17 protein-coding genes are annotated in these 26,046 nt (G+C 64.7%); 12 read left to right on the top strand and 5 right to left on the bottom strand.

Going from position 1 to position 26,046, the window contains the following annotated elements; all coding sequences use genetic code 11:
* The first annotated feature begins 253 nt into the window (after positions 1–253).
* From E6X30_RS09710 to E6X30_RS09680, 7 genes are all read left to right on the top strand, one after another.
* A complete protein-coding gene (locus tag E6X30_RS09710) occupies positions 254–565 on the top strand; it encodes a hypothetical protein (RefSeq protein WP_034371485.1) in 312 nt (103 codons plus the stop codon).
* The gene (locus tag E6X30_RS09705) at positions 562–1,863 is read left to right on the top strand and encodes a hypothetical protein (protein WP_316336128.1); all 1,302 of its coding nucleotides are present in this window, start codon (positions 562–564) and stop codon (positions 1,861–1,863) included. Before E6X30_RS09710 ends, E6X30_RS09705 begins: the two co-directional genes overlap by 4 nt.
* The gene (locus E6X30_RS09700) at positions 1,860–2,609 is read left to right on the top strand and encodes a hypothetical protein (protein ID WP_316336127.1); all 750 of its coding nucleotides are present in this window, start codon (positions 1,860–1,862) and stop codon (positions 2,607–2,609) included. The genes E6X30_RS09705 and E6X30_RS09700 overlap by 4 nt, the downstream gene beginning before the upstream one ends.
* Positions 2,606–6,631, top strand: a complete 4,026-nt coding sequence (gene eccCa / locus E6X30_RS09695) for a type VII secretion protein EccCa (RefSeq protein WP_316336126.1) — start codon at positions 2,606–2,608, stop codon at positions 6,629–6,631. Before E6X30_RS09700 ends, eccCa begins: the two co-directional genes overlap by 4 nt.
* A gap of 11 nt (positions 6,632–6,642) precedes the next feature.
* Entirely contained in the window at positions 6,643–7,872 is a 1,230-nt protein-coding gene (locus tag E6X30_RS09690; protein WP_259893710.1) for a DUF6177 family protein, read from the top strand.
* A gap of 541 nt (positions 7,873–8,413) precedes the next feature.
* Positions 8,414–11,224, top strand: a complete 2,811-nt coding sequence (locus E6X30_RS09685) for a PD-(D/E)XK nuclease family protein (RefSeq protein ID WP_316336125.1) — start codon at positions 8,414–8,416, stop codon at positions 11,222–11,224.
* On the top strand, positions 11,221–14,817 hold the full coding sequence (locus tag E6X30_RS09680; protein ID WP_316336124.1) for a UvrD-helicase domain-containing protein: 3,597 nt from the start codon (positions 11,221–11,223) through the stop codon (positions 14,815–14,817). Before E6X30_RS09685 ends, E6X30_RS09680 begins: the two co-directional genes overlap by 4 nt.
* Here E6X30_RS09680 and E6X30_RS09675 read toward each other — a convergent pair.
* Both E6X30_RS09675 and E6X30_RS09670 read right to left on the bottom strand, forming a co-directional pair.
* Positions 14,814–15,512, bottom strand: a complete 699-nt coding sequence (locus E6X30_RS09675) for an amylo-alpha-1,6-glucosidase (protein ID WP_316336123.1) — start codon at positions 15,510–15,512, stop codon at positions 14,814–14,816. The two genes, E6X30_RS09680 and E6X30_RS09675, sit on opposite strands and share 4 nt — an antisense overlap.
* Before the next feature lie 15 nt (positions 15,513–15,527).
* Entirely contained in the window at positions 15,528–16,547 is a 1,020-nt protein-coding gene (locus E6X30_RS09670; protein WP_259893706.1) for a hypothetical protein, read from the bottom strand.
* Positions 16,548–16,823: 276 nt separating this feature from the next.
* Here E6X30_RS09670 and E6X30_RS09665 point away from each other — a divergent pair, with 276 nt between their 5' ends.
* The 4 genes from E6X30_RS09665 (at position 16,824) to E6X30_RS09650 (ending at position 22,985) form a co-directional block, all read left to right on the top strand.
* A complete protein-coding gene (locus E6X30_RS09665) occupies positions 16,824–20,249 on the top strand; it encodes a DEAD/DEAH box helicase (RefSeq protein WP_316336122.1) in 3,426 nt (1,141 codons plus the stop codon).
* Positions 20,246–21,100, top strand: coding sequence for an ADP/ATP-dependent (S)-NAD(P)H-hydrate dehydratase (locus E6X30_RS09660; protein ID WP_016663648.1), 855 nt, complete (start codon positions 20,246–20,248; stop codon positions 21,098–21,100). The genes E6X30_RS09665 and E6X30_RS09660 overlap by 4 nt, the downstream gene beginning before the upstream one ends.
* Before the next feature lie 82 nt (positions 21,101–21,182).
* On the top strand, positions 21,183–22,199 hold the full coding sequence (locus E6X30_RS09655) for a TerC/Alx family metal homeostasis membrane protein (protein ID WP_016663649.1): 1,017 nt from the start codon (positions 21,183–21,185) through the stop codon (positions 22,197–22,199).
* A gap of 54 nt (positions 22,200–22,253) precedes the next feature.
* The gene (locus E6X30_RS09650) at positions 22,254–22,985 is read left to right on the top strand and encodes a VIT family protein (RefSeq protein WP_016663650.1); all 732 of its coding nucleotides are present in this window, start codon (positions 22,254–22,256) and stop codon (positions 22,983–22,985) included.
* Between the two features lie 8 nt (positions 22,986–22,993).
* Here E6X30_RS09650 and gluQRS read toward each other — a convergent pair whose 3' ends face one another.
* From gluQRS to E6X30_RS09635, 3 genes are read right to left on the bottom strand one after another with little or no spacing between them, the layout of a single operon-like run.
* A complete protein-coding gene (gene gluQRS / locus E6X30_RS09645; protein WP_259893703.1) occupies positions 22,994–24,007 on the bottom strand; it encodes a tRNA glutamyl-Q(34) synthetase GluQRS in 1,014 nt (337 codons plus the stop codon).
* Positions 23,994–24,566, bottom strand: coding sequence for a GNAT family N-acetyltransferase (locus E6X30_RS09640; RefSeq protein WP_070435174.1), 573 nt, complete (start codon positions 24,564–24,566; stop codon positions 23,994–23,996). Before E6X30_RS09640 ends, gluQRS begins: the two co-directional genes overlap by 14 nt.
* Entirely contained in the window at positions 24,559–25,314 is a 756-nt protein-coding gene (locus tag E6X30_RS09635) for a hypothetical protein (protein WP_052126776.1), read from the bottom strand. Before E6X30_RS09635 ends, E6X30_RS09640 begins: the two co-directional genes overlap by 8 nt.
* A gap of 175 nt (positions 25,315–25,489) precedes the next feature.
* Between E6X30_RS09635 and E6X30_RS09630 the strand changes: the two genes are divergently transcribed.
* Positions 25,490–26,026, top strand: coding sequence for a peptidylprolyl isomerase (locus E6X30_RS09630; protein ID WP_016663654.1), 537 nt, complete (start codon positions 25,490–25,492; stop codon positions 26,024–26,026).
* The last annotated feature ends 20 nt before the right edge of the window (positions 26,027–26,046 follow it).

The following is a 26,046-nucleotide window of genomic DNA, read 5'->3' as shown; positions in this document are numbered from 1 at the left end:
GTGGTGGGAGTGTGTGAACCACGGCGTCAGAGCGCGTGCGGTTCCCACGCTTCCCCCTTGTGCTGTCCGGGACACACGTCCCGTTATCTGACCGTTACACAAAACCACAACGTCCTGACGGTGTCACGCCAATCCACCAAAAGGTTCCGTTATGTTCCCGTAATGTTCACCCAAGTGGCCTATCTCAGGGATTGTGTGCACAATGGCTCTCGCATATTGACCGCTGACGCGCTCAGCAGGGGGTTTGGACTGCGTGTACACCTATGATGACCAGCTTCTCGACGCCGTTAAGGTGCGCCGGAAACGGCTTGCCCAGGCGCTTTTGCACCGGTCGGAGAGGCTGCGTCGGACGTGGACGGACGGCCTCGGCACGATGCTCGCCAGTATTTTCTTCGCCGTCCTCGCGTGTGCTGTATGCGTAGCCGTGTCATTCGTTATGCATCTCCTCGCGACCGACACGACCTTTAAACGACAGCCCATGCAGGGCACGTCGATTACCACTCCCGCCACACCTCCCACTACGCCGGCTTCCACGCCGAACACTGCTGATGAGGACAAGCAATGACCCAAAGCCCTTACGTTCGCCTCACTATTCGCGGAAGTGAGCGCGCTGCGGACGTGATCGTCCCCGGCTCGCTCACGCCCGCCGATGTGATCCCCGAGTTCATTGAGCTCGTAGGCGAAACCACGAAAGTTTCAAGCCTCGGCCTTTTCACGGTCCTCGGCGCGCGACTTGAACACACGGTTCCCGTTGGTGAGCAAGAGCTTCTTGACGGCCAGGTTGTGCAGGTTCTGCCTCTCGCCGATGCTCCCTTGGAACCGGTCGTCCACGACGTCGTCGATCGCCTCACGTCCATCGATGTCCGGGGTTTATGGAACGACACCAGCCGCCCGTGGGTGCTTGGGATTCTTTCCACTGTCCTTCTCCTTCTTTCCCTGTGGTTCATCCCCGGTGCGTTTTCCCGCCCGTGGTGGCCCGTCGCGGGAATGTACGCGCTCACCATCGTCACCGCGGCGCTGAAGGTCCACACCCTTGCGTGGCCGCTGTACGCGGGCTCGCTCCTGCTCACTTTCCTCGGAGGGATCAACTTCGAATTCGGGAGCAAGGAGAGTGCGATTTGGTGGCTTAGCGCGTTCGCGGCAAACCTTGCAGTGTTTGGAGTTCTCCGCCGACGCTTCCTTGCGCTCGGCACTGCCCTCGCCACCCTTGCCGCAGGCATCGGTATCTTCATCCTGTCGACAACGCTCGGTGCAACGGCCGAGCAGGCTGGTGCGATTGTTGCAGTGATCGCTCTCGCGGCGCTCGGCCTGGTGCCGCGCTTCGCGATGCAGGGGGCAGGTCTCTACAAGGTCCAGGATGCCCTCGCCGAGGACGAGGACGTGAAAGTCAAGCGCGTCGATGTCGCTATTTCAGAGGCGTACGAGGCTCTCTCCATGTCGGTCGTCGTTCTCGCGGTGACCTTGGCTATCTCCCTCGGTCTTGCGTCGGCCCTCGTCGTGGAGAACATCTTCGCGGCAATCACCGTGGCAGCCGTCGCCATTGCCATGGTGTTCCGCACTCGTCACTTCCCGTTCGCGCTCCACCGGGCCGTTCTGTGGGGCGCCGCAATCGTGACTGGTGTGTGTTGCGCTCAGGCGATTGTCGCGTCGAAACCCGACCTTTCAGTTTGGCTCGGCGTGGGCGTCATCGTTGTGGCGATCGCTGTGTACACGGTCCCGCGTTTCGCCTTCCGTAGCTCCGTGAACTCAGCCCTTGGACGTCGCATCTCCGGCGTAATTGAACGCATTTGCACGCTCGTGACCGTGCCTGCGCTCGTCGGTATTTTCGGTGTGTATAGCGAATTGTTGAGGACTTTCCAGTGAACCAAAAAGACCGCGCACTCAAGATCAGTAGACGCAAGGGCGAAGGCGGGGCGCGTCGTGCGCTGCGCCGAGTGACCGGATGGATCGGCAACGACGAGACCCCGACTCGCATCGCACAGGCACGACGCGATGAGCAACTGCCCATCACGACCGGGCGCCGCATCGCTTTTCTCGGTGCCCACGGCGGCGCAGGCGCGACCGCGCTCCTCGTCGCGAGCGCAGGCTACCTCGCGCAGGCGCGCGGCGGTTCGGTGACCGTCGCCGGACTGCGCTCGACGAGCGACCTTGCGTGGTTCCTCGGTGAGAACTACCACCAGCGAGGTCTTCGCCTTCAGCAGACACCTCTCCTGCAGGCGCGTGAATCGATCGGCGAGATCTCGCGATCGCAGCAGGTGCTTCTCGTCGACTGCGACTCACACGTGAATGACGACGAGCTTTCGATGCTCATGCCGCACGTGATCGTCATCGTGGGCCGCCGTACCGTGCAGGGCATCGAGAAGGTCGAGAACATTCGTGAGGCTCTCGGTGACAAGCACGGCGCTACTATTCGCTTGCTTCGCGAGACCCCGGAAAGCGGCCTTGGAAAGCCCCGCGGCGGCATTCAGCTCGGCGACCTCGTGGTCATCCCGCAGGATCAGCATCTCGCGGGCGACTCCCACGTTCGTATCGCCAACATTTCAGAACCCTCCCGCGTCGCAATCGAGGAGCTGGGTGCGCTCATGATGCAGTTGGCGGTCAGTCGGTGAGTACACGAATCGTCCACCGTCCCGCCCGAACCTCGCCCTCGGCCCCGGGGATCACACGCCACGAGATCGAGCTGCCGCCGGCGCTGCCCGAGAACGATGGCACGGCGAACTTCCTCATGCTGATCCCCATGCTCGGTGCCGCGACGAGTATGACCCTCATGATGCTGTTCAGGGGCTCTGCCCTCGCCGCGATCGGTGCCCTCATGATGATCGTGACGGTCATCGCGTTCGTCATCATGTTTATGAGCAACCGTGGTCGCACAATCAGGCGTCGGCAATCCCTCCGCGACCGGTACCTGACCTACCTCGACCGTCAATCGAGCGAGCTCTTTGAAGCCGAGCAGCGTCGGGCCGAACTTGCGCGCGCAGCTGAACCCCACCCCGGGGCGCTTCTGTCACTCGCGCGCTCCACCTCCAGGCTGTGGGAGCGCCGCCGCGACGACCAGGACTTCATGCGCTTGCGGCTCGGTACGGGCTTCGCGCCGGCGGTCGAGTTCGATCGTGTCGGCGAAGACAACGCGATGAGCCTCGACGATGAGTTCATGTCGAGCGAGCTGGATCGCGTCGAAGCTCGTTTTTCGACGATGCCCGATGCGCCCGTGACCATCCCGTTCGATTCCGTGGGCAACGTGAGTATCGTGGGCGATCAGCCGTTCTGCCGTCGCATTGCCGTACTGCTCACGAGTCATGCGGCAGCGCTATCCTCGCCCGAGGACATCCAAATGGCTCTCACCTACCCCGAGGGCGAAGCGCGCGAATTTTGGTCGTGGATGACGTGGCTTCCGCACATGGCTGACCAGTCTCGTGCGACTCAGCACGGTCCCATTCGCCGCATCGCGAAGGATGAGCGACAGCTCGGAGAAGTGCTGCGCCCCGAGCTTCACCGACGCCTCACGGAAGCCGCGCAGCTTCGACGCAATCTCGGTGGTGGCAACATCTCGAGCACCATGGCGCGCATGTGGATCGTCTCGGACCATCACGGAGAAGATGCGCTCGATCTTCCCATCGGTGACCGCGAGGTGCGCCCGTCGGACGTCGGCCTTACGATGCTGCACCTGCTCGCGAGTCGCGAACACGAGCCCGACGACATCACGCTTCGCATCAGCCCCTCATCGGTCAAGTCCGATGAGGCGATCATCGAGCGCTACACGTCGCGAGATCAAGAGCCGGAGCGCCTCACGGTGAAGCTCGACGAATTCACGCACGAAGAGGCGAGGGCGCTCGCGCGCTATCTCTCCGGCGTTCGCCTCGCACCCGACTCGCTTGAACACGACGAAACGCAGCAAGCACTGCGCGCCTCGGACCTTCTTGGCGTCGGCGAACTCACGAACATCAACCTTGAGGAAGCGTGGGCCCCGCGCCCCCGCTCGAGCTTCCTGCGCGTACAGATCGGTACCGACGACCAGGGCGCTCCGGTCATGCTCGACCTCAAGGAGTCGGCACAGTACGGCATGGGGCCTCACGGTCTCGCGATCGGTGCGACCGGTTCCGGTAAGTCTGAGCTCCTGCGCACCTTGGTGCTCGGCCTCGTCACGGGACACTCGCCGGCGGACGTCAACATGGTGCTCATCGACTACAAGGGCGGTGCAGCCTTCGCGCCGTTCGAGAATCTCCCGCACGTTGCGGGCGTCATCACGAACCTTGGCGACGACGCGAACCTCGTGGAGAGGGTGTACGCGAGCCTCGAGGGCGAAGTCAAACGCCGCCAGCAACTCCTGAAGGACGCTGGAAGCCTCTCGGATATTACGACGTACCGGCGTCGTCAGGCGGCCGACGGTGGCGAACACATGGAGCCGCTTCCGCATCTGCTCGTGATCATTGACGAGTTCGGCGAGCTTCTGACCGCCCGCCCGGACTTCATCGATCTGTTCCTGTCGATTGGCCGTATCGGTCGTTCGATCGGTGTGCACTTGCTTCTGTCGAGCCAGCGCATCGAGGGCGGCAAGCTTCGCGGCCTCGAAACCTACCTGTCGTACCGCATCGGTCTTCGTACCCTGTCGGCGGCCGAGTCGCGCACCGTGATCGACACGGTTGATGCGTTCTCACTTCCGCCGTTGCCCGGTTACGGCTATCTCAAGGTCGACACGACGACCTACACGAAGTTCCGTTCGGGCTACGTGTCGGGCCTCTTGCCGGCGCAAGAGGATGAGATGGAGGTTGCGGACCTCCCTCACGTCTCCCTTATCGATGAGTTTGCCGTCCTCGATACCGATTCGGAGCCCGATAAGAAAGCTGCCCCGGGCGGCGCCGATGATGAGGACGAAGAGGGGGACACGATTCTCTCGACCGTCGTTGCCCAGCTCGAGAAGCAGCCTCGCGTCACGCGCCCCATCTGGCTCGACCCGATCGACAAGGTCATTACGCTCGACCAGGCTGCCGGCAAGCCCATGGCTACGAGGCGTGGTCTGCGTCTGCCGAAGGACAAGCTCCTCTCGGTGCCGATTGGCATGATTGACGATCCGGCGCGTCAGTGGCAGGGCAAACTCAACCTCGATCTTGCTGGCCCAGGCGGTCACGTCTTTATCGTGGGTGCTCCCCGTTCAGGCAAAACGACGGCACTCCACACGATCGCGGCGTCGCTCGCGCTCACGCATCCTTCCGCGGAGGCGATAGTGTACGGAATTGACCTTCTCGGCTCTGGTCTCATGGCAATCGAGAAGCTTCCGAACGTTGCGGGCATCGCGACTCGCCAGCAGCGCGAGGCCGTGCGCCGCACGGTCGAAGAGGTTCAGGCGGCTATGCAGGCGCGCGAGCTTTTGCTCCACCAAAGCCAGCTTCCCGACCTCGAATCGGTACGGCGTGCGGCGGGCCTCGACGTTGATCCGAAGCTCATGAGCGAGATCGTGCTGCTCGTTGACGGGTTCGGCCAGTTCAACGAGGAGTTCAACGACCTCGAGGAGAACATCAAGGACATCGTCCGCCGCGGTGCTGGCCTCGGTGTTCACGTGGTCGCGACCGGTTCGCGCCTCAATGACGCGCGACTGACGATGCAGACCTACTTCGGTAACCGCCTCGAACTGCGCCTCACCGACCCGGGTGAGTCGAGCGTTGCGCGTAAGCTCTCGGCGACGATTGCCGCTGACCGACCTGGTCAGTGCTTGACCTCGAAGAGCCTGTTCGGCCAGATCGCGCTCCCGCGCATCGACTCGAAGGCGGACCGCGAAACGACCGTCGAGGGGCTTTCCAACCTCGTCGAAGCGGTTTCGGCATCGACCACGGACCGCGCGCCCAAGGTGCGCCTGCTTCCGACGGTTGTCACGCCCGATCTGCTCGAGCAGAGCGAATCGAAGAATCTCATCCCGATCGGCCTTTACGAGGGCGACCTCGGCACGGCGCAACTCGACGTGGAAGGCACCGACTGGAACATGGTGCTCCTCGGCTCCAACAAGATGGGCCGCACAAGCATGCTCAAGTACATCGCGCGCGAGATGATGAAGCGGTGGAGCGAGGAGGAGCTGGTCTTTGCCGTATTCGATCCCCGCAGGAACCTCGCGGATGCCATCCCCGAGCCCTATCTCGGCGGGTATGCGGCTTCCGCGACCTTGGCTGAGCAGCTCGTGGCCGCCATTATTCCCGAGCTTAAGAAGCGCGTTCCCGGCTCACCCGAAGCGGCGGAGGCCGAGGGTGAAACGCAGCCGCGCATCGTTCTGCTTATCGATGACTATGACGTGCTCACGGCCGGAAGCATGAGCCCACTTCAAGCTCTTCAGCCGTTCCTCGCGATGGGGCCGGAGATCAACCTCTCCGCGATCATTGCTCGCCGTGTCGCGGGTGCTTCGCGCGGTCTATACGAGCCGGTGTTCAACACGGTGCGTGAGAGTGGTGCGACGGGCTTCATGTTCTCGGGCGACCGTACTGAGGGCCTCCTCCTCGGTGGCGAGCGCGCCCGATCCCTCCCGACGGGCCGGGCTCGCATGTTCCGCATGGGGCAGCCGGGTGAAACTGTTCAGATCGTGTACGAGGGTGGAGATGAGGAAGTGACGCACTCGCGTGGCTTCGGCAGTCCACATGCAAACAACTGAGAGGTGAAGGCATGAACCAGCAGGCCATTGTGCGGCTTCACAGCCCGCGCGAGTGGGAGGCCGAGCGCCTCGCCGATGTCGTGAGCGCCGTGTTTTCGCCCGATCACGAGATGTGGTCGACTGACTGTGATGCGGTCGCGATTACTGACGGCACGTCCAACATCCCGCCCATCTGGTTCGTTGACGATGCGGTTATCGCCGCTCCCTACTATGCGGCCGAGATCGTCGGGCCACGCGCCGAGACGATCGCACTCGCGAAAGCATGTGCGCGTGCATTCTCTGCGAGCGCGAGCGACGTGAGCATCGACGTGGACCTCGTGGACGATGCGGGCTGGGCGAACCGGACCCCGCGGGAGCAGATCAGCCGCGGTGAATACTACGAGGACGACACGCCTCTTGTGCCGCGCGTGATCGACATGCCCGTCGAGGTCATCGAGTACAGCCCGTGGATCTCCGCGCTCATCGCGAGTGCGCAGGCCGAGCCCCATTCGCTCATCATTCGCACGCCGGAACGTACGCGCATCACCCCGTACATGCGCCGCATTTTCGAGACGTTCCAGGTGCTGTGGATACGCGAAACCGCCGATGGGCCCGTCGAGGGGATCACGGGCCTCGGGTACGACTGGACGAGTAATGGCGTTCTCGAGCAGGCGGAGGGGCGCAGCGTTGCGCACTTTACCCCGCAGAGTTTGCGCATTCGGCTCCAGGTGCTTCACCCCCTTGACGACACGGAGGCGGTGGGCGAAGCAAGCGAGCGCCTTCTCGCGGCAACCGTCGGACTCCCGAGCGTGCGGGTGGGGCGAAGTGAAATTTCTCGTGCGCCGTGGGATCGCGAGGCCGTGGTGGGTATGTCAGCGGAGGCATCGCCCGCGATGATCACGTGGTGTCTGAGCGGGCCGGAGATGCGCGGGACGCTTGATCTTGTGCCGTCTAACCAGGGAGTTCTCGAGGATATTTTCCTTGAGCTTCCCGTGGGGGAGTCGAGGCTGAGCAGCGCCGATGCGCGCGCACTCTGGGATCAGTTCAAGGAATACATGCCGCTCGGCTTCGTGATTGCCGAAGGCATGGAGGCTACGACTCGGCTCGTGCACGAGTCGGCAGAGCACGCGTTGAAGGACGACCTGGAACCGTGGGAGGGCGGCTTCGGCTACCTCGGCTACCTCGGTGGTAACCCGGCTGGGGAGAATGCGGGGGAGGAGTCCGACGCTTCCGTGGCCTCCGGTGAGGCTGCGCCCGAGTAATCCAGGACCGGCACCCGGAAGGGGCCGGAGATGTAGAGAAGCGCCCGTCGGACCCCCTCCGCCGGGCGCTTCTCGTACCGCGGAAATCCCCTCACCGCGGCACCGCCCCACCCGCGCGATGGTGTCAGCGGCGGGTGGCGATGTGAACGCCGCTTGGCGGCGCGGGCCTGAGCCCTCGTTTGTGAAAATGAGGAATGCGGTTCAGTCACGGGGAGACCCGCGACACGAACAACATCACGAATATATAACAGCCGCTGGTCAAGCGCTATTCAGAGACGTCGTTTTGGGAAATTAGGGCATGTGCACTCCGCCACTTTGTTGCTAGCTACCGTGTTTTGGTTGCGCAGAGCCGGGACTATGAGGCTCGCGCCGCGGCGTGCTGGCCACCAGGGACGGCACACAGGTAGGGCAGCGCTGGAGTTGGGTTCCTCGGGTCGCCTTCGGCGTGCGGTTGAGGGCGGGTCCGACGGTTGCCGGTTTAAATGTCTCACCCCCGGGATACCGTTGTGAGCGTAACGGGAAACGGTCGAGAGGGGCCCTCGTGAAGATTCGATTTGGCTGGCTTGCCGATGGCGCCGCGTGGGCGTCGCGCGGTGGCGCGGAGCGTGCGTGGGACATGGTCGCGGGGCCGCGCGAGCTCGTGGGGGTGCTGCTCACGCGCCTGGGGCTGCGCCATCCGGAAACGTCGCACGCGGTGAGGGTCGCGCGCACGCACCGCCTTCTCGGCGAGGTGGATCACTCGTGGTATCGGCGCTCGCGAGAGCTGGATCCGTGGAACACGGCGCGCGTGCTGCTTCGGCTACGCGATGAGGCACTCGAGTTGGGTTGGCGTGCGCCGGAGCCTCGCCGGGTTGATGGAGTACGCCAGCCTCGGCTTCAGGCGCTCGCGGCTCTCGAACAGGCCATTGTCGTGGGCGTCGAAGGAGTTGCCGGTGCGAATCTGCCACCGGGGTTTGCCGATGATCTCGCGAGTGTTCACGCCGAGCTCGAAGAGCTTGCGGTTTCGAGCGAGGTGTGGCCACTGGGGATCGAGGCCATCGAGTGCGCCGAGGATCCTCGCAGTCTCCCCGGCCGCTGGCCGGCGATTTTTACGCTCCTCTCGCGCTGCGGTGTCGAGGTGACGGTTCGCGAGGAAGATGCACGCGTGCCCAGTTCACTGTCGATCGTGCGTGCGCCCCAGGAACTTTCGGCCGGAGAAGTCGCCGCGCAGATTCTCGAAGACGCATGCGCGGGCGAGGGCACGGTGACCGTGCTTGCAAGCAGGGGAACACTCCCGCTTGACCTGTCGTTGACGCGGCGCGGCCTTCCGCCCGTGGCGCATGCGCCGTCGGAGTTGCCACGGCTTGCCGCACAGATCGTGCCGCTCTTTCTCGAGGCGAGTAGCGCGCCCGTGAACGTACAGGCGCTCGTGGAATTCCTCAGTGTCGAGGTTCCGTGCGAGAAGAGGCGGGAATCTGCGGGGGAGGGGCAAGCGTCGGCCCCCGTGCTGCCGTGGAAGGTGACCCGCGCGCTCCTTCGCGCCCTCGGAGAGGAAGCGGGGATCGACGCGAGCGATCCGCATTCGGCGTTCTCACGGGCGCTCGAGGAGATAGCTGCGGATCCCGAAGCCGGCACGCACAATGTCGCGATCGTGCGTGAGCTGTGCGCGTTCACCGCCGAAACGCCGGGGGACCGCGTGGCGGTCGGTGCTCTCGACAGGCGCCTTGAGTTTCTCGAGGCACGAGTGGAATCGATGCCGAGAGCGGCCGGGCCCGCGAAGAGCGTTATTCGCCAGCACCTCGCGACCCTTCGCGATCTCGTGGATCTCGTGGGCGGGCCCTCGCTCAGTGAGCGTGAGCTGCGCGACCTCGTCTCGGCATCCGCGCCTTCGGCAAGGTCGGTGCTTGCACGTCCATCCGTCGTCCCGTGGGAAACGGCGATCAGCGAGGCTCACGTGGATGGAGGAACGGTCGTGTGGTGGGGCGCCGCCGGAGTCCAAGGAAGGCGCAGTGCCACGTGGGACCGCTCGGAAGTCGACCTGCTCGAAGAGGGCGGGGCGCGCGTGATTGAACCGGAGGCACTCGAGGCGCTCGAGATGGGCACGAAACTGCGTGCTTTGAGTCGTGCCTCAACGATCATCGCCGTCGTTGCCGATGTCGTGGATGGCGAGCGTGCGAGCCTCAACCCTGCACTCGCGCCACTCGCAGGAGCATGGCTTAACGCCCACCCCGAGATCAAGGATCTGGACGCGAAGCAATCGGATCCCACGCAGCACCGGGCGCTCACTATCGATGCGCGTCAATGGGCTGCGCGACGGCTCGAAGCGGGCTTGCTCGAAACAGTGCCCGAGCTTCGATTCATGCCACCGTCAACCCTCGCGCGCGACGTGACGCCCGGAATGCATCTCATGCCAGAACGCCTGTCGTTTACGCAGCTCGAAAAACTTCACCGCGATGCCCTTGAATGGGTGCTTCGCTACCCGTTCGGGATCAAACCGGGCAGCGCCGCGAGCGTCCCGAGTGGCAACCGCGCGATAGGCACGCTCGTCCACGCCGTTATCGAAACTCTCGTCAATGACAAGCTCGTGCCGCCAAGCTACGAGGTTCCCGAAAGCACCGTCGAGGAACTCGCGGCGCGGCTCATCCCCCGCTACGCGAGCCACCTCGACCTCCCCGGCAACGAGGCGCTGCGCGCGTACGTCCTACGGCGGGCGAAAACTAGCATCGGCATGCTGTTTCGCACGCTCCGCAGCGCGGGCATCAGCGTGCTTCAGATCGAGCACGCACTCGAAGGCGTGCCCCTCGCCTTCACGGTGGAAGCCACCGGCGCAGCCCAACAGTTCACCGCGCCCCTCTTCGGTTCGATCGACTTCACGGGAATCGACGAGAACGGGAGTCCCGTTCTCCTCGACTTCAAATGGACGAACAGCACGTCGCGATACGCGAACTACGTCGCCACACACGAAGCGCTCCAGCTAGCGACCTACGCGTGGGCCTATGGCGCACAGAGGGGTGAGATGCGCGAGCCGCGCTCCGGATACTTCATGCTGCGCCACGCGGAATTCGTGACCCTCGACCGGGGCCTCGGCGGGCGAAGGGAAAGCGGCGAAATTTCCGACGGAAGCCTCGCCCTTTTCGAGCGGCTTCGCGCCACGATCGAGGAAGAACTGAGCGCGATCGCCCAGGGCCACGTGACGAGTGCGCTGGGGGACATCGCCCTGGCCAGCGGTCTTTCGCCCCTCGACACCGCCCACAAAAAAGCCGCGGCGGAACTTGCCGAGGAACGCGCGCAAGCGGGGCGCGTATTCGTCGACGCTAACGCCGCCTACAGCGACTACTGCCTGCTCACGGGACTCACGGGAGACTACTCATGACCTTCACCGTCATCACCGCGTCGGCGGGATCCGGCAAAACCTACACCCTCACCACGCGACTGGCTGATGCGCTCGCGGGCGGTGTGCGCACGAGCGAAATCATCGCGACGACCTTCACGGTGAAGGCCGCGGCCGAGCTCCGCGAGCGTCTCCAAGTACGTCTTCTCGAGCTCGGGCACGTGGAGCAGGCGAACGAGATCGGCTCGGCACTCATTGGCACGGTCAACTCGATCGCGGGAAGCATCGTTCAGGACTACGCGATCGACATGGGGCTTAGCCCCGAGCTGCGAGTGCTGAGCGAAGAGGAAAGCGAACTCATTTTCACGGCGTCGATCAACCACACCATCGCCGAGATCGAGGAGCGCGAGCACAAGCTTCTTGCTCGACTCGGATACGAAGGAGCGCCAGACCAAGGCGCGAACTCGTTTGAGCGCGATGAATCGTGGGCGAGCGCCGTTACGAGCATGACGAGGCTCGCTCGCACAAACGGCATCACACCCGCCGCCCTCGAGCACAGCGCCGAGGAATCGATCACCGCTTTCCGCTCGATGATCGATGAGGCAGGCTACGAGAGTGGACCCGATCAGCGCGGAGCCTGGCTGCGCACCTTCGAACGTTGCCTCGCAGAACTCACGGCGGATCGCGACGCGGCGCGTGCGGCCGAAGCCCAGGGTGAGGAACTTACGCATTGGCCGAGCGACGGCGAGCCCGCGAAACGGGTCTCGTCGACACTCGGAAACATCGAGGGATCGATCGTCACGCTCGAGTCGCTCTACCGTCGCATGAGCCGCGGTATCGAGAACGTGCCGTGGACGCAGTGGATGGCACTCGCCGACGTGACGAAAGTGCGCCCGGCCCACGGAGGCAAAAAGCCCGGTGCGCGACCTCAGGCAGTCTTCGCACCGCTTGCCGACCTCATCCTTGGCGCGAGCGACGGCGTGGGGGTTCTCGGCAACGAAGCGTTCCTCGCGGATGTCGAGAAATTGATTCGCCTCGCGTTCTCGACTGCGGCGCACGCGCTCGAAGCGTATACCGAGCACAAGGCAGCACTGGGGGTCATGGATTTCGCCGATCAAGAGACCCTCGCGCTCGATCTCGTCACGAACAACGAGCGCGTGCGCTCCTCGCTCAAGAGCCGCTTCCGATTCCTCGCCGTTGACGAATTTCAGGACACGTCTCCGATTCAGCTCGAGCTTTTCATGCGCCTTGGCGACCTTGTTGAGGATGTCGTGTGGGTGGGTGATCAAAAGCAGTCGATCTACGGCTTTCGCGACGCAGCCCCCGAGCTCATGTCGGGCGTCGTCGATGCCGTGCGTGAGGGCCGCGGAGGGTTCGCTGGCGGAAACGTCGAGGCGCTTACCGATTCCTATCGAAGCTCTGAGCCGCCGCTCGCCCTCACAAACGCCCTGTTCACGGCAATCTTTCGAGACATGAAGCCATCGACTGTCGCGCTTGACGTGCCCGGTGCCCGCGAGAACACGCGGCACGAGGGCCGCGTGGAGCTGTGGAAGGGCCCCGAGAACCTGCCACGCGCGAAGGACGCAGCATTGCGAAGCTCGATCGCGATGGGCATCCACGCGCTCCTTACCTCGGGCGCCACAATCGCCGGAGAGCCCCTGACGCCCGGTGACATTGCCGTGCTCGCGAGAGGCGGGGGAGCGCTTGCCACCGTGACGGACGCGCTTGAAACACTCGGCATACCCACGACTGGCGCGAAGCGTGATCTATGGACCGGGCGCGAAGCGCACATGATGCGTGCCGGCCTCGCGTCCCTCCTCGACCCGAACGACACGCTCGCACTCGCCGAGCTGGTGAGTCTCGTGCCGGAGCATGCGTCGCACGAAAGCTGGTTCCACGAGCTTGGCGCACTCCCCAATCGTGCCGAGCGTGCGCGGCGCATGCGCACCTGGCGTGAAGATCCCGCACTTGCGGGCCTCGAAGTTTTGCGTGCGCGCGCCGCTCAACTCAGTCCGAGCGAAGTCGTCCTTGCCCTCATCGATGCGCTCGAGCTTCCCCGGCGCGTCAAGCAGTGGAGTGCGAGCGAGGAGCGACTCGCTGTTCTCGATGCCCTTCATTCGCTTGCCCGCGAATACGAGGAGGAGTGCGCGGGCAGAGGCCGCGCCATGGGCCTTGCCGGCCTCGGGGCCTTTCTGGCGGAGCACGGCAAGGAGCACAGGCTTGCGCACAACCCGAACGCCGTCACCGTCAGCACCATCCACGGTGCAAAGGGCCTGCAGTGGCCCGTGGTCGTCACGATCGTTCCCGAGAAAGCGAAAAATGTTCGAGACGCGGTCACGGTGCGGCCGAGGCCAGCGTCGGAATTCGATCCCGAACACCCCCTCACCGGTCGAGCGCTGCGCTTTAACCCGATCATCAACGACTCTTTCGTGCCCATGGCAAAGGCACTCGCACACGATAGCGATGTGACGCGCGCGCGCCTCGCCAACCGCGCGGAGGAGGCCCGCATCCACTACGTTGCGCTCACGCGAGCGAAATATCAGCTCGTTCTCGCAGGTCACAAAGACCTTACCGAGACGCTGTACGCGCAGTTTTCCCCCGAGGTTCTCGAGGCGGAAATCGCCGAAGCAGCCACGTGGACGCCCGAGCGGGACGAATCCACGAAGGGCGTGAAAGAACGCAAGGAGGCTCGGGATCAGAAAGTCGCGTATACGCTCGAGCTCACGGAGAAATCCGACGGCTGCGCAACCCTCACCGTGACCGGGGCGCGCGTCCCGACCGGCCTGCCGGGCCAGAGCGAGCCTCACTGCGCCGCTGATGCTGACGACAATGCCCAGGCGAACGAGTGTGAGTGCGGTCCTCGCGTCTCAACGATCCCCGTGACGGTTCTCCACCACGAGACCCCAGGCGACGCCGATGACCCCGATTCGCCTCTCGAACCGTACCGCCGGGAGCGAAGCCCACTCGCGGCGGAACCCACGGCGGCTCCCACGGGGGCGCCGTCCAGTTTCATCGAGCACGAGGGCGGCCTTCCCGCGCGTTTTGCCGCGAGCGCCGTTGATTCCACCGGCATCGACGCGCGAGTCACGATTCACGTGAAGCTCGGCGCCCCGCTCGTCTGGGAGGGCGGCACGCATCGAGAACTCGTAGGCGAAGCCGTCCACGCCTACCTTGCGACCCCGTACTCGCAGCTACCGCGCGAGCGCCAACTCACCCTCGCCCGGAGGATCACCGAGCGATGGCTCGGCACAAACCCTCTGCTCAAAGCGAAGGTCACGCCCGAGGTCATCGTCGAGGCCGGCGAGCGATGGCACGCCTGGATCACGCGTGAGTTCCCGGGGCACACCGCCGGCACCGAGGTTCCGGTGGCGTGGTGGAATGCCGACGGTCAAGCCATGGAAGGCTGGATCGACTCGCTCCTGACCCTCGAGAACGGTCGCAGCATCGTCGTGGATCACAAAACGAATTCGCGGACCGAACCAGCCGACGTCCTCGATTTCATTCGCCGCGAATACGTGGGCCAGCTCGCGACCTACCTGAACGCCCTCGAGGAACGCACGGGGCGTCGCCCCGATTACGCCCTCGTGCATCTCCCACTCAGCGGGTACGTCGTGAAAGTCGAGGCCAAGGCCTAGTTTCGTGCGGGGAGCAGCCCGAGCACTTCGGCGATCGGAACGGCGCTCGCCGCAGCCCACGCCTGCGGACGACACGATGCGGGATAGGGCAGCGGCTGCTGCACGGCAACCGTCGGATCCCCCGCAAACAGTTCCGGCAGGCGCCAGTCGAAGCCCTGCGCTGCCCGCACGAGCGCCCGCGCAATCTGCTGCGCCTCGCGCATGAAGCCCGCGCGCATAGCTTGGCGCAGGATGAAGGCCGTGTCGTGGCTCCACACGCTGCCGCCGTGGTACCGGGTGGGGAAGTAGGCGCCGTTGTCGCTTGAGAGGGTGCGGATGCCGAAGCCCGTGAACATCGTCGAATCCATGAGCCGGTCGATGACGAGGCGCTCTTCGCGCTCCTCGAGGAGTCGCGCGGCCACGAGCCTAGCTTCATAGGCGTACCCCTGTACTTCAGTGAGGGCGATCGGTCCTTCGACGATCGTGCCGTCCGCGAATCGCACGGAGTCATCCGAGTCCTTCCAGCCCTGGTTCGCAAGGCCGTGGCCTGATTCGTCGATGTATTCGAGGAAGAGCTCGCCGTCGGCGTCGGCTTGATCGAGGAGCCAATCGGCGGCGCGCGCAACGTTGTCCGCAAGGGCTGACGGCGTCCCTAGCGAAACCAGGAGAATCTGTACCCAACAATTGTGGCGGAACTCGATCTCATACCGCCACAAACGTGGGGGTTAGTTTCATAGGGCACCAGCTGCGTCGTTGCCCGTGTCGCGCAAGCGCTCGACCCAGCGTTCGTGGAGCACGCTCGCGGGGTTTTGTTCCTCTTCGGGCACACCGGGCTCGAGTGGTTCGTAGGTGACGTCTTCATTCACGTCGTCATCGGCGACGTTGAAGCGCAGCACGATACGGGTAGGAACTGGCTCGCCCGCGGCCTCTAGTTCGTCCTGGAAATCGGCCGTATTTTCGGTGAGCGGTTCGAGGAGATACTCGACCTGCTCCTCGATCGGGCTTTCGAGCTCGGGGATTGCTTTGCCGAGTTCGTGCGACCGGACGATGACGCCGTCGATCTCGTAGACGGCGTTCACCGAGACGGCTCCGCCGAGGTGGGCAACGACCCATACGCGCTGAAGTGAATCGTGGCAGTCGGCGAAGCTATAGGCGACCTGTAAGCAGTATGCCGACCACTGGTCGAAAGGCGTCTCGCAGTCGGTGGGGTCCGTCGGCTCGAACTCGATAGGGGCGGCGTGAGCGTCCTGTTCGTCGCCGGGTTCCTCGGGGAGCGCGGATGCAGAGTCATCGCCGGTCTCGCGTAGTCGCTCAATCCACCGCTCGATGAGTCCGGTATTGCTCACCTGCTTCTCTTCGGGAACTCCGGGTTCGAGCGAGTCGTAGGTCATGCTCGCCGTCAGTTCCTCTTGCTTGACGTCGTAGCGCAGCACGATGCGAGTGGGCAGTTCCTCGCCCGCCTCGACGACTTTGTTTCGCAGTGCGACCGAGTTCTCGAGGAGGGGATCGAGAAGTTCCCCCTGCGCGTCGGGGGAGCAGTCGAGTTCAGGAATCGCCTCGTCGAGGTTGTGGGGTTCATAAACGCGACCCGCGACCTCGAAGGCGGCGTGCGGCGTCACAGTTGCACCGAGGTGCGCGATCACCCAGAGTCGGTCGAGTGCCTCGTGGCCGTCGGCATAGGTGTAAGCGAGTTGCACACAGGCGGGTGCCCACTCTTCGAATTCGTTCTTGAATGTGCCCTGGTTCACCATGGCTCATGGCTAAACGGTCGCGCCTGGAGGCTCCTCGAGGTCGCGCGAATCTAAACCCAACGTTTGCGGCGGAACTCAGCCGAATTGCGCCACAAACGTAGGGTTTAGTTTTCTAGGCCGGTACCCGGGGTCCCGGACGCCGGGTCGGGGCAGGGAAACGGGGCCCCGGAACGCGGGATCCCGGGCAGGGGGCGGCGCAGGCTCGCCCCTCGGCTAGGGAGCGGAGGGCTCTTGGTGGTCCGACGGTGCCTTTTCCTGGCCTGTACCCTGGAAGTTATGGCTTCTTCCGCGCGCACCCCTCAGCCGCCCTTTCCCCTCGTGCCGAAGGCCCTCATCGAACCGGTGTTTGGGCGCGTCGTCGTGGAGCGCGCGGCCGATTACGCGAATGACGACCATGTTCGCCTTCCCAACTGGGTGACGACCTCGACCGGGTCGAAGGGCGAGCTCATCGGCGTCGTGCACGGGCGCGGCGCGGAGTCCTACCGGGTGCGGGTGTCGCTCCACCATGTCGACGATGACGAAAGCGAGACCGAGGGGGCGCTTCCCCTGTGGATTCCCGTGCAGTCGACGTGTTCGTGTCCCGTGGTCATGAACTGCAAGCACGGCGCGGCGCTTGCCCTGTGGTCGGGCCAGCAGGCAGAGGAGTGGGCGGAGGCCCGCGAGGCGGAACCCGAGGAGAAGGCAGCGTCGTGGCTCGAGACCCTCGCACCGCTCTTGCGGGCGAGCGAGGAGGAAACGGAGGACACGACCCCTCTCGCGCTCGGTTTTGACCTCAAGGCCGAGCAGCTCCACAAGACCAGGTTCTCGTGGGGGTATGAGCCGTTCACGATGGCGCACCTCGAGGCGGGTAAGAGCGTGTATCTGTCGATCCGCCCGCTGCGCCGCGGTAAGCGCAACAACTGGATCAAGTCGGGGCTGTCGTGGCGGACGTTCGAGTACCGCATGAACGGTCGAGGCTTCGACCCCGCGCATGCTGACGCCTTGACCAGGATCTTTGCGCTGTCGGAGGCGGATCGCAGCCACACGGCCGCGGTCGAGCAGCTGTGGATCAACCAGTTTCGCTCGCCGATCCTGTGGGAGGCTCTCGCGCGCGCTCGCGAGGCGGGGGTGGCGTTTGTGGGATTGGAGAACGTTGGCGAGGTCCGGCTTGGTGAGGGGGCCGACGTCGGCCTCGACCTGACCGGCGCCGACGATCTCACGGTGCGGGCCCTCGCCCATATTGACGGCGAACCGAGGCCCGAGGCGCGCATGCTCGGTTCGAACGGCGTCATCGACATCCGCCAGGGCGCCCGCGACACGTTCGATATTGAATTCGCGGCAACCTCCGCGCCTGTGCCGATGCCCGTGCAGAAGCTCCTCGAGGCACGCACTCGCATCGACGTGCCAAAGAGCGACCGCGAGGCGTTCTTTGATAGCGCGCTTCCTCGCCTGAACCGCGTCACGAGCGTCGCAAGCGGCGACGGAAGCGTCACGATGCCCGCGCCGAAAAAGCCGCGGCTGCAGCTCGAGGTCGCCTACAGCGGTGCGAACACGGTTGCACTCGCGTGGTCGTGGTTCTCCCCCTCAACTCGGAGTCGTTTCGGCGTGTACCAGCAGGGTGGTGCTGGCCGCGAGCACGACTACGAGGATGAGCTTCTTGCCGAGGTGCGTGACCTGTGGCCAACGGTTGGCGGCGCGCGCCCCGATGACCGCGCCCCCGAAGGCACCGAGAAGCTGAGCGACGTGGACACCGCCCACTTCACGACGCGTGTTCTGCCTGAGCTCGAGGCGATGGACGGCATCGACGTCACCGTTTCAGGCACGCGCCACACCTATCGTGAACTCGATGGCGATCCTTCCGTGCGCGTGAGGCAGACCGAGAATCCTTCGAAGAATGATTGGTTCGACCTTGGTTTCGAGGTCACGCTCGAGGGCAGAACGATCCCGTTCCCCTCCCTTTTTGTGGCGCTCGCGAAGGGGCAGTCGACGCTTCTGCTCGAGGATCGCACCTACTTTTCGCTTGAGCATCCGGCATTCGATGCCCTGCGCGCCCTCATCGCCGAGGGGGAGGCTCTCGCGGAATGGAACCCCGAACGCCAGCAGATCTCGAAGTATCAGGTGGGGTTCTGGGAGGATCTCGCCGACGCGGCGGATGCGACCGAGGCTGCTGACGGTTGGGAAGAAACCGTCGGAAAACTGAAGAACCTCGAGGCCATCCCCCATACGCCCATTCCAGCCGGGCTGCACGCGAAGCTGCGCTCCTACCAGCGTGAGGGCTTCGAGTTCCTTGCGCTGCTGTATTCGCTCGGGCTCGGCGGGATTCTTGCCGATGACATGGGGCTTGGCAAAACCCTCCAGGCGCTCACGCTTATCCAGCACGCGCGAGAGACGGCGAGCGCGGGGGAGGGGAACGGCTCGGTGATGGTGCACGCGGGGGAGACCTCCGCCCAGGCAAGTTCAGGTCCGACGTCTTCCGGCACCCATCGCCCCTTCCTCGTCCTGGCGCCGAGCAGCGTGCTCGGTGTGTGGCAGGCGGAGGCCGAGCGCTTCACGCCCAACCTGAAGGTTGCGCTCGTGGATCGCACGAGGCGCGCCCGAAAAACGGAGCTGCGGCGCGAAATCGAGGGCGCCGATATTGTCGTCACGAGTTACACGATTGCCCGCATCGATTCGGAGGATTTCGCACGCGAACAGTTTGCGGGCCTCATCCTCGACGAGGCCCAATTCGTGAAGAACCGCGCCTCGCGCATCCATCAAGCGGTCAAGAGGATCAAGGCGCCGTTTCGCCTCGCGATCACCGGCACGCCCATGGAGAACTCCCTCGGGGACCTGTGGGCGATCATGTCGATCGTCGCGCCGGGTGTTCTTGGCCCTCACGTGCAGTTCCGCACCCACTTCACGCAGCCGATCGAATCGGGCGAGCATCCGGAGAAGATGCCCGTGCTTCGCCGCCGGCTCCGCCCGTTCATGCTGCGGCGCACGAAGGAACTCGTGGCGAAGGACCTTCCTCAGAAGCAGGAGCAGGTCGTCAAGGTCGAGCTCGAGGGGGCGCACCGCAGGATCTACGATTCGGTGCTTCAACGCGAACGCAAGAAGGTCCTCGGCCTCATCGACGACATGGACAAGAACCGCTTCATCGTGTTTCGCTCACTCACGCTCTTGCGGATGCTCGCGCTCGATCCCGCGCTCGTGGACGATGGCGGCGATAAGAACGCGCCGTCGACGAAGCTCGCGGTTCTTTTCGAGCGCCTCGACGAGGTCGTCGCCGAGGGCCACAGGGTTCTCGTATTCTCGCAGTTCACGAGCTTCCTCGCGCGCGTCGCGGAGCAGCTTCGGGAACGCCAGATCGCCTACCAGTACCTCGACGGTTCGACCCGCGATCGAGCCGACGTCATCCGAGACTTCCGCGAGGGCAACGATCCCGTATTCCTCATCTCCCTCAAGGCCGGCGGTTTCGGCCTGACGCTCACCGAGGCCGATTACGTGTTTCTCCTCGATCCGTGGTGGAATCCCGCCGCCGAAAACCAGGCGATTGACCGCACGCACCGCATCGGCCAAACGGAGCGCGTCATGGTCTACCGTCTCGTTGCGGCAGATACGATCGAGGACAAGGTCCTCGCGCTCCAGGAGAAGAAACGCGCGCTGTTCGATTCGCTCACCGACGGCGGCGAGGCGTTCAGCGCACAGATCACCGCAGACGACGTCAAGGAGCTCTTCTCGTGACCGGTCTCGACAACCTCGCCCGCTACTGGCCCGCGCCTACCGAACGCGACCACAAGTACACGCGCGGCGTTGTGTGCATGGCGACGGGCAGCGAGCACTACCCGGGTGCGGCGCTCATCGGCTGTGAAGCGGCGGCCCGCTGCGGCGTGGGCATGGTGCGCTACCTCGGGCCCGAAGCCGTCGCGCGCATGGTGATAGCGCGTACACCCGAGGTCGTCCCCGCCGTCGGCCGTGCACAGGTATTCGTGGCTGGCTCCGGATGGGAAGGGCCGGGCCGTCTTGAGGCCGTGCGCGCGTGCATGACGGAAACCTCGCCGGGTGCCCATCTGGTCGCGGATGCGGGCGCGCTGAGTCCCGCCCTGGCGCGTGCGAATTCCGACGATTTCTCCGCCCGCCTCGTTCTCACCCCTCACGCGGGGGAGGCCGCGGCTCTGCTCGACGGCTGGGACCGTGGCCGCATCGAAGCCTCGCCTCGCGAGGCCACCGAGACCCTCACCGAGCGCACTGGTGCGACGGTGATCCTCAAGGGGCACACGACGTGGATTGCCGCGCCGGGGACCGACACTCTCGCGGTCACATCGCCCACGACGCGCCTCGCGACCGCGGGAACGGGCGATGCGCTCGCGGGCATCACCGGGGCGTTGCTGGCGCTCAACCACGCACAGATCGCGCAAGGGCTTGAGCGCGGCGACCGTCGGACGCTCCTTGCGGTGTGCGAAGCCGCTGTGACCCTGCACGCTCACGCCGCGGCCCTCGCAGCGGGTGAGGGCCACGCGCCGATTCTCGCAAGCGACATTGCGCAGGTGATTCCTGACCTCTTCGCTCGACTCTCGTCCAAGGTGAACACGTAGACTAGACACAATCCGAAGACGGGCGCCCCATGATGTGAGGCGCCCTCGTCATTTCCACCGCCCCCAGCCCGAAGGGACCCCGATGGGTGAGATTTCCCTGCAGTTCGAGGTCATTTCGCTGATCGTCCTCGTTGCGATCCTCGTTATCGACCTTCTCCTCGTTCTCAAGCGCCCCCACGTGCCGTCCTTCAAGGAGTGCATCGGCTGGGTCGTGTTCTACGTGGCGCTCGCGCTCATCTTCGCCGTCACGCTCTACTTCCTCGCCGACCACCAGGTCGCGGGACAATTCATCGTGGGCTGGCTCACCGAATACTCGCTCAGTATCGACAACCTCTTCGTGTTCATTGTGATCATGTCGAAGTTTGCTGTGCCGAGGAAATACCAGCAAGAGGTGCTCATGGTGGGCATCATCATCGCGCTCATTGCGCGTGCGATCTTGATTTTGCTCGGCATCGCCGTGATCAATTCCTTCGCGTGGGTGTTTTACATCTTTGCGATCTTCCTGTTCTACACGGCCTATAAGCAGGTCCAGGGCGAGGAAGAGGAGGAGGCCGAGGACGGCTTCGTCATGAAGAAGCTCAAGAAGGCCATCCGCGTTCACGATGAGTACGACGGAAACAAGCTCCGCACGGTGGTGAACGGCAAGAAGGTCTTCACGCCGATGCTGCTCGTGTTCCTCACGATCGGCCTGACCGACGTGATGTTCGCGTTCGACTCGATCCCCGCGATCCTCGGCATTTCGCAGAACCCGTTCATCGTGTTCACGACGAACCTGTTCGCGCTCATGGGCCTTCGCCAGCTGTACTTCCTGCTCGGCGGGCTCGTGGATCGCCTCGTGTACCTCCACTACGGTCTCGCGGCGATCCTCGCCTTCATCGGCCTCAAGCTCGTCATTCACGCAGCCCACGAGGCGCCGCTGTGGCCCGAGAATTCCGGATTCGGACACTTCGTGCACTCGATCCCCGAGATCCCGATCTGGCTGTCGCTCGCCGTCATTGCCGGTTCGATGATCATCGCGATTATCGCCTCGCTTCTGTGGGCGCCGAAGACGAACGACGATAAACCGGCGGCCGCTGTCGAGGGTGGCGAAGGACGCTAAGGGTAGGCTTCCCGGTCTAGCGGGCAAGGTTTTTAGCGACGTAGCGTGAGAGCTATGAGTAGCTCTAGCACCGCCTCAGAAACCTCCTCCGAGGACACCCACGACCGCGCCGCGTCATCGGCGAACCTCAACCGCCTGCGTGCCGGTGTGCTCGGCGCAAACGATGGCATCGTGTCCGTCGCCGGCATGGTCGTTGGCGTCGCCGCCGCAACCCCGACCTTCGGCGCTCTCGCGATCGCGGGTGCCGCCGCGCTCAGTGCCGGCGCGCTCTCGATGGCGATGGGCGAGTACGTGTCCGTTTCGACGCAGCGAGACACCGAACGTTCGCTCCTCGAGCGTGAGCGGCAGCGTCTCGCCGCGGATCCGGAACGTGAACTCGCAGCCCTCGCGGCCTCTCTCGAGGAGACCGGGATCCCCGAAGACCTTGCGCGCGAAGCCGCCGAACGCATGAGCGCGCACGACGCGCTCGACGCTCATGCCCGCGTGCGCTACGGCATTGAAGAAGAGTCGATCGCATCGCCGCTCGGCGCCGCCTTTGCCTCACTCATCGCATTCACGCTCGGCGGCCTCCTCCCGTTGATCGCCGTGCTCGTCACGCCCGTTGCCTTCAAAGTCCCCGCTGTCGTTCTCGCGGTTGTCATCGCGCTCGCCCTCACCGGCTCTATTTCGGCGCGCCTCGGCCAGGCGAAAGCGGGCCGGGCGACGATCCGCACGATTCTCGGCGGCACGGCAGCGATGGCCGTCTCCTACGGCATCGGTACGCTGCTCGGCGTGAGCGTGATTTAGGCGCCGGGTCACTCGCCGGGCGTGTAGATCCATGGCGCTCGCGGCAAGGCGCCAGGGTCGAAGGCCTCGAGGATGTCGCGGGCGCTTCGGCACCCCGGAAGCCCCAGGGAGTCTCCGATGGTTTCGGCGACGGCCTCGGGGCTTTCGCCTTTGGCGAGGCGATCCCTGAGCGTCACGGCCCCGTCTCGCTTGGCGAGCCTCGCCCCATCTGTATTGAGGGCGAGCGGGACGTGAATGTAGGAGAGGCGCGCTGACGGAGGCGGTGGCGAGGCTGTCCCGGCGACCGTCGGGCCCGCGCCGAGGCGATCAGGGTGCGGGAAAAGCCAGGGCGCGGCGTGCGCGAGTAGGTCGGTGAGGTAGGCCTGGCGCGGACTCGAGCTGAGGAGATCATCCCCGCGCACGACCTGATCGACGCCCGTCTCAATATCGTCGACCACCGCCACGAGGTTGTAGGCGAACATCCCATCGCCGCGCACGAGCACGAAGTCGTCGACGTCGCCCAGGGTGTGCCCGGCGTACAGGTCGGTGACCTCGTAGGAGTGCGTATCCGCGCGCAGTCGCAGCGACGGCTCGCGATTCAGCGCGCGCATCTTCGTGCGACCGGCCTCCCGCTCGACTTCGGTGAGGTCCCGGCATGTTCCGGGGTACGCCCCAGGCGGGGCGTGAGGGGCCGACGGCGCCTCGTGAATCTCGCGGCGGGTGCAATAGCACTCGTAGACGAGCCCGCGTTCATCGAGGGCCGCCACGACCCGTCGATACAGGTCAAGTCGCGTCGACTGCCAGGCGACAGGGCCGTCCCAGTCGAGGCCAAGCGCCTCCATGTCCTCGAGCTGCCTCGCGGCGCTTCCTTCCTTCACGCGGTTGAGATCCTCCATGCGCATGAGGAAATGACGGCCGGTGCGGCGCGCAAAAACCCACGCGAGGATGGCCGTACGAAGGTTGCCGAGGTGCAGATCGCCGCTCGGCGAGGGTGCGTAGCGGCCCGCGAAACCGAAGGGCGAGCGGGGATCAGGTGTGGTCATGGAGATCGAGGAGGTAGACGACGTGGGCGCCAGATTCGGTCGGGTCGCTTTCGGAAGAGAGGATGAAGCCGAGGCGCTCGGCGAGGCGGCGCGCGGGAAGGTTGTGCTCCGCGGTAATAAACGCGGCCTCGCGCGGCGCGGTGTCGAGCGCGGCGACCTCGCGAAGACACGTCGTGAGCGCGGCCGTGGCGACCCCGGTTCCCCAGGCCCTCGGCGCTAAACGCACGTAGGTGTTGGCGACCCAGCGCTTCCCGAGCGGCATCGCGGAAAGCCCCGCGACACCGAGGAACTCGCCCGATCCTGCCTCGCGGATGGCGCAGTAACCGAAGCCGTCGCGCTCATGCGAGTCGAGCCACATGCCCAGGACGCGCTGCATCTGGTCGACGGTTTCGAGCGGCCCGATCGTGTCGAGCGTGAACGTGCGCGGATCCGAGTGGAGGAGCCACAGGTGCGGAAGATCCGCCGGCGTGAGAGGCGCGAGGGTGTGCGAGAGAGCCCCGCTCCCACGGCGGGCGTGGGGAACGGGGCTCGTGCTGCTGTGCGGCGGAGTGTCACTCACCCTTGTGGGTGTTTTCCTTCTCGCCATCGGCGAGGGACTCGGAGACGTCGCCGGCCTCGGCTGCAGCTACCGAATCGGAAACTTCGGTCGAATCTTCTTCGCTCACGCCAGCTGCGGGGTAGTGCGAGCGAGCGAAGTCCGCGGGCGGGGCCCACGGATCTTCGACGGGGCGGGTCTTCTGCCAGGCGAGGTAGCCGGCGGTGCCGGCAACCGCGGCAATACCGAGGACGACGAGGACGGTGCCGACCTTCGACTTCTTCTTGTCGGCAACGGGGCTCGTGGTGGCGGCGGTGCGGATCTCGGGCGCGCCCTTCTCCCATTCGGCGCGAGCGGCATCCACAGCGGCGGCAACGGCCGCGCTGAGGGTCGTGTTCGCGGCATCCGCCGTGCGGCGAGCGCGGGGGAGGTAGTCAGCCTCGAAATCGCTGCGGAACTTGCGAGCGCGCGGGCCGACGTTGCGATCGAACTCATCAGAAAGGCGGCTCGAAAGCCCGCTCACGCGTGCCTGGCCTGCATCGAGGCCCTTGCGTACGCGCTTTTCAACCTCGGGGGCGTAGTCGCCGTAGAACTTTTCGGCGCGCTTACGCGCCTCCTTCGATGCCTCGTTGAAGAGCGGCCCGGCGTTGTTGAGCGCCTTGTACCACGTGCTCTGCGCGCGCTTTGCCTGCTTTTCGGCCTGCTTCCTCGCGTGCTTTGCGTGCTTCTTCGCGGCCTTCTTGGCCTCGCGCTTGGAATTGGTGAAAGCCATCGCTGACCCTTTCGTTCGTGCGCCGGACTACCCCGGCGGCGGTCTGGAAGTGCGGGTGGTAGCCACGCCGCGATGCCTTAAGCCTACTAGCGGCGCCGCGGTAGATCACAGTTTCTATGCAGAATGACCGAGTGCCACCCGGCGATATTCAGCGAGGGTGTGGGAGGATCGAGTCATGTTTGCAACGCTTCATACGAATCACGGCGATATTCGCCTCGAACTGTTCGCTCACCACGCCCCCAAGACCGTCGCGAACTTCGTTGAGCTCGCGAAGGGCGAGCGCGAATTCACGAACCCGGTCACGGGCGACAAGGAAAAGCGCCCCTACTACGACGGCGTGATCTTCCACCGCATCATCGATGGCTTCATGATCCAGGGCGGCGACCCGACCGGCACCGGCACCGGCGGCCCCGGCTACAACTTCGACGATGAAATCTCGGAAAAGAACTTCAACGAGCCCTACGTTCTCGCGATGGCCAATGCCGGTAAGCGCATGAACGCCATCACGGGCCGCCCCTCGGGCACCAACGGCTCGCAGTTCTTCATCACCGTTGCCCCGACCCAGTACCTGCACGGCAAGCACACCGTGTTTGGTGAGGTTGCCGACGATGCCTCGAAGAAGGTCGTCGACGAGATTGCCAAGGTCGATACCGACATGCGTGATCGCCCGCTCGAAGACGTCGTCATCAACTCGGTGACCATCGAGGACTGACCCGAAGGTTCACTTCGTCG

The organism is Dermabacter sp. (assembly GCF_032550575.1).
GTDB classification, from domain to species: Bacteria; Actinomycetota; Actinomycetes; order Actinomycetales; family Dermabacteraceae; genus Dermabacter; species Dermabacter hominis.
The sequence above is the reverse complement of the archived record's forward strand: the minus strand, read 5'-3'. Positions and strand labels throughout refer to the sequence as shown.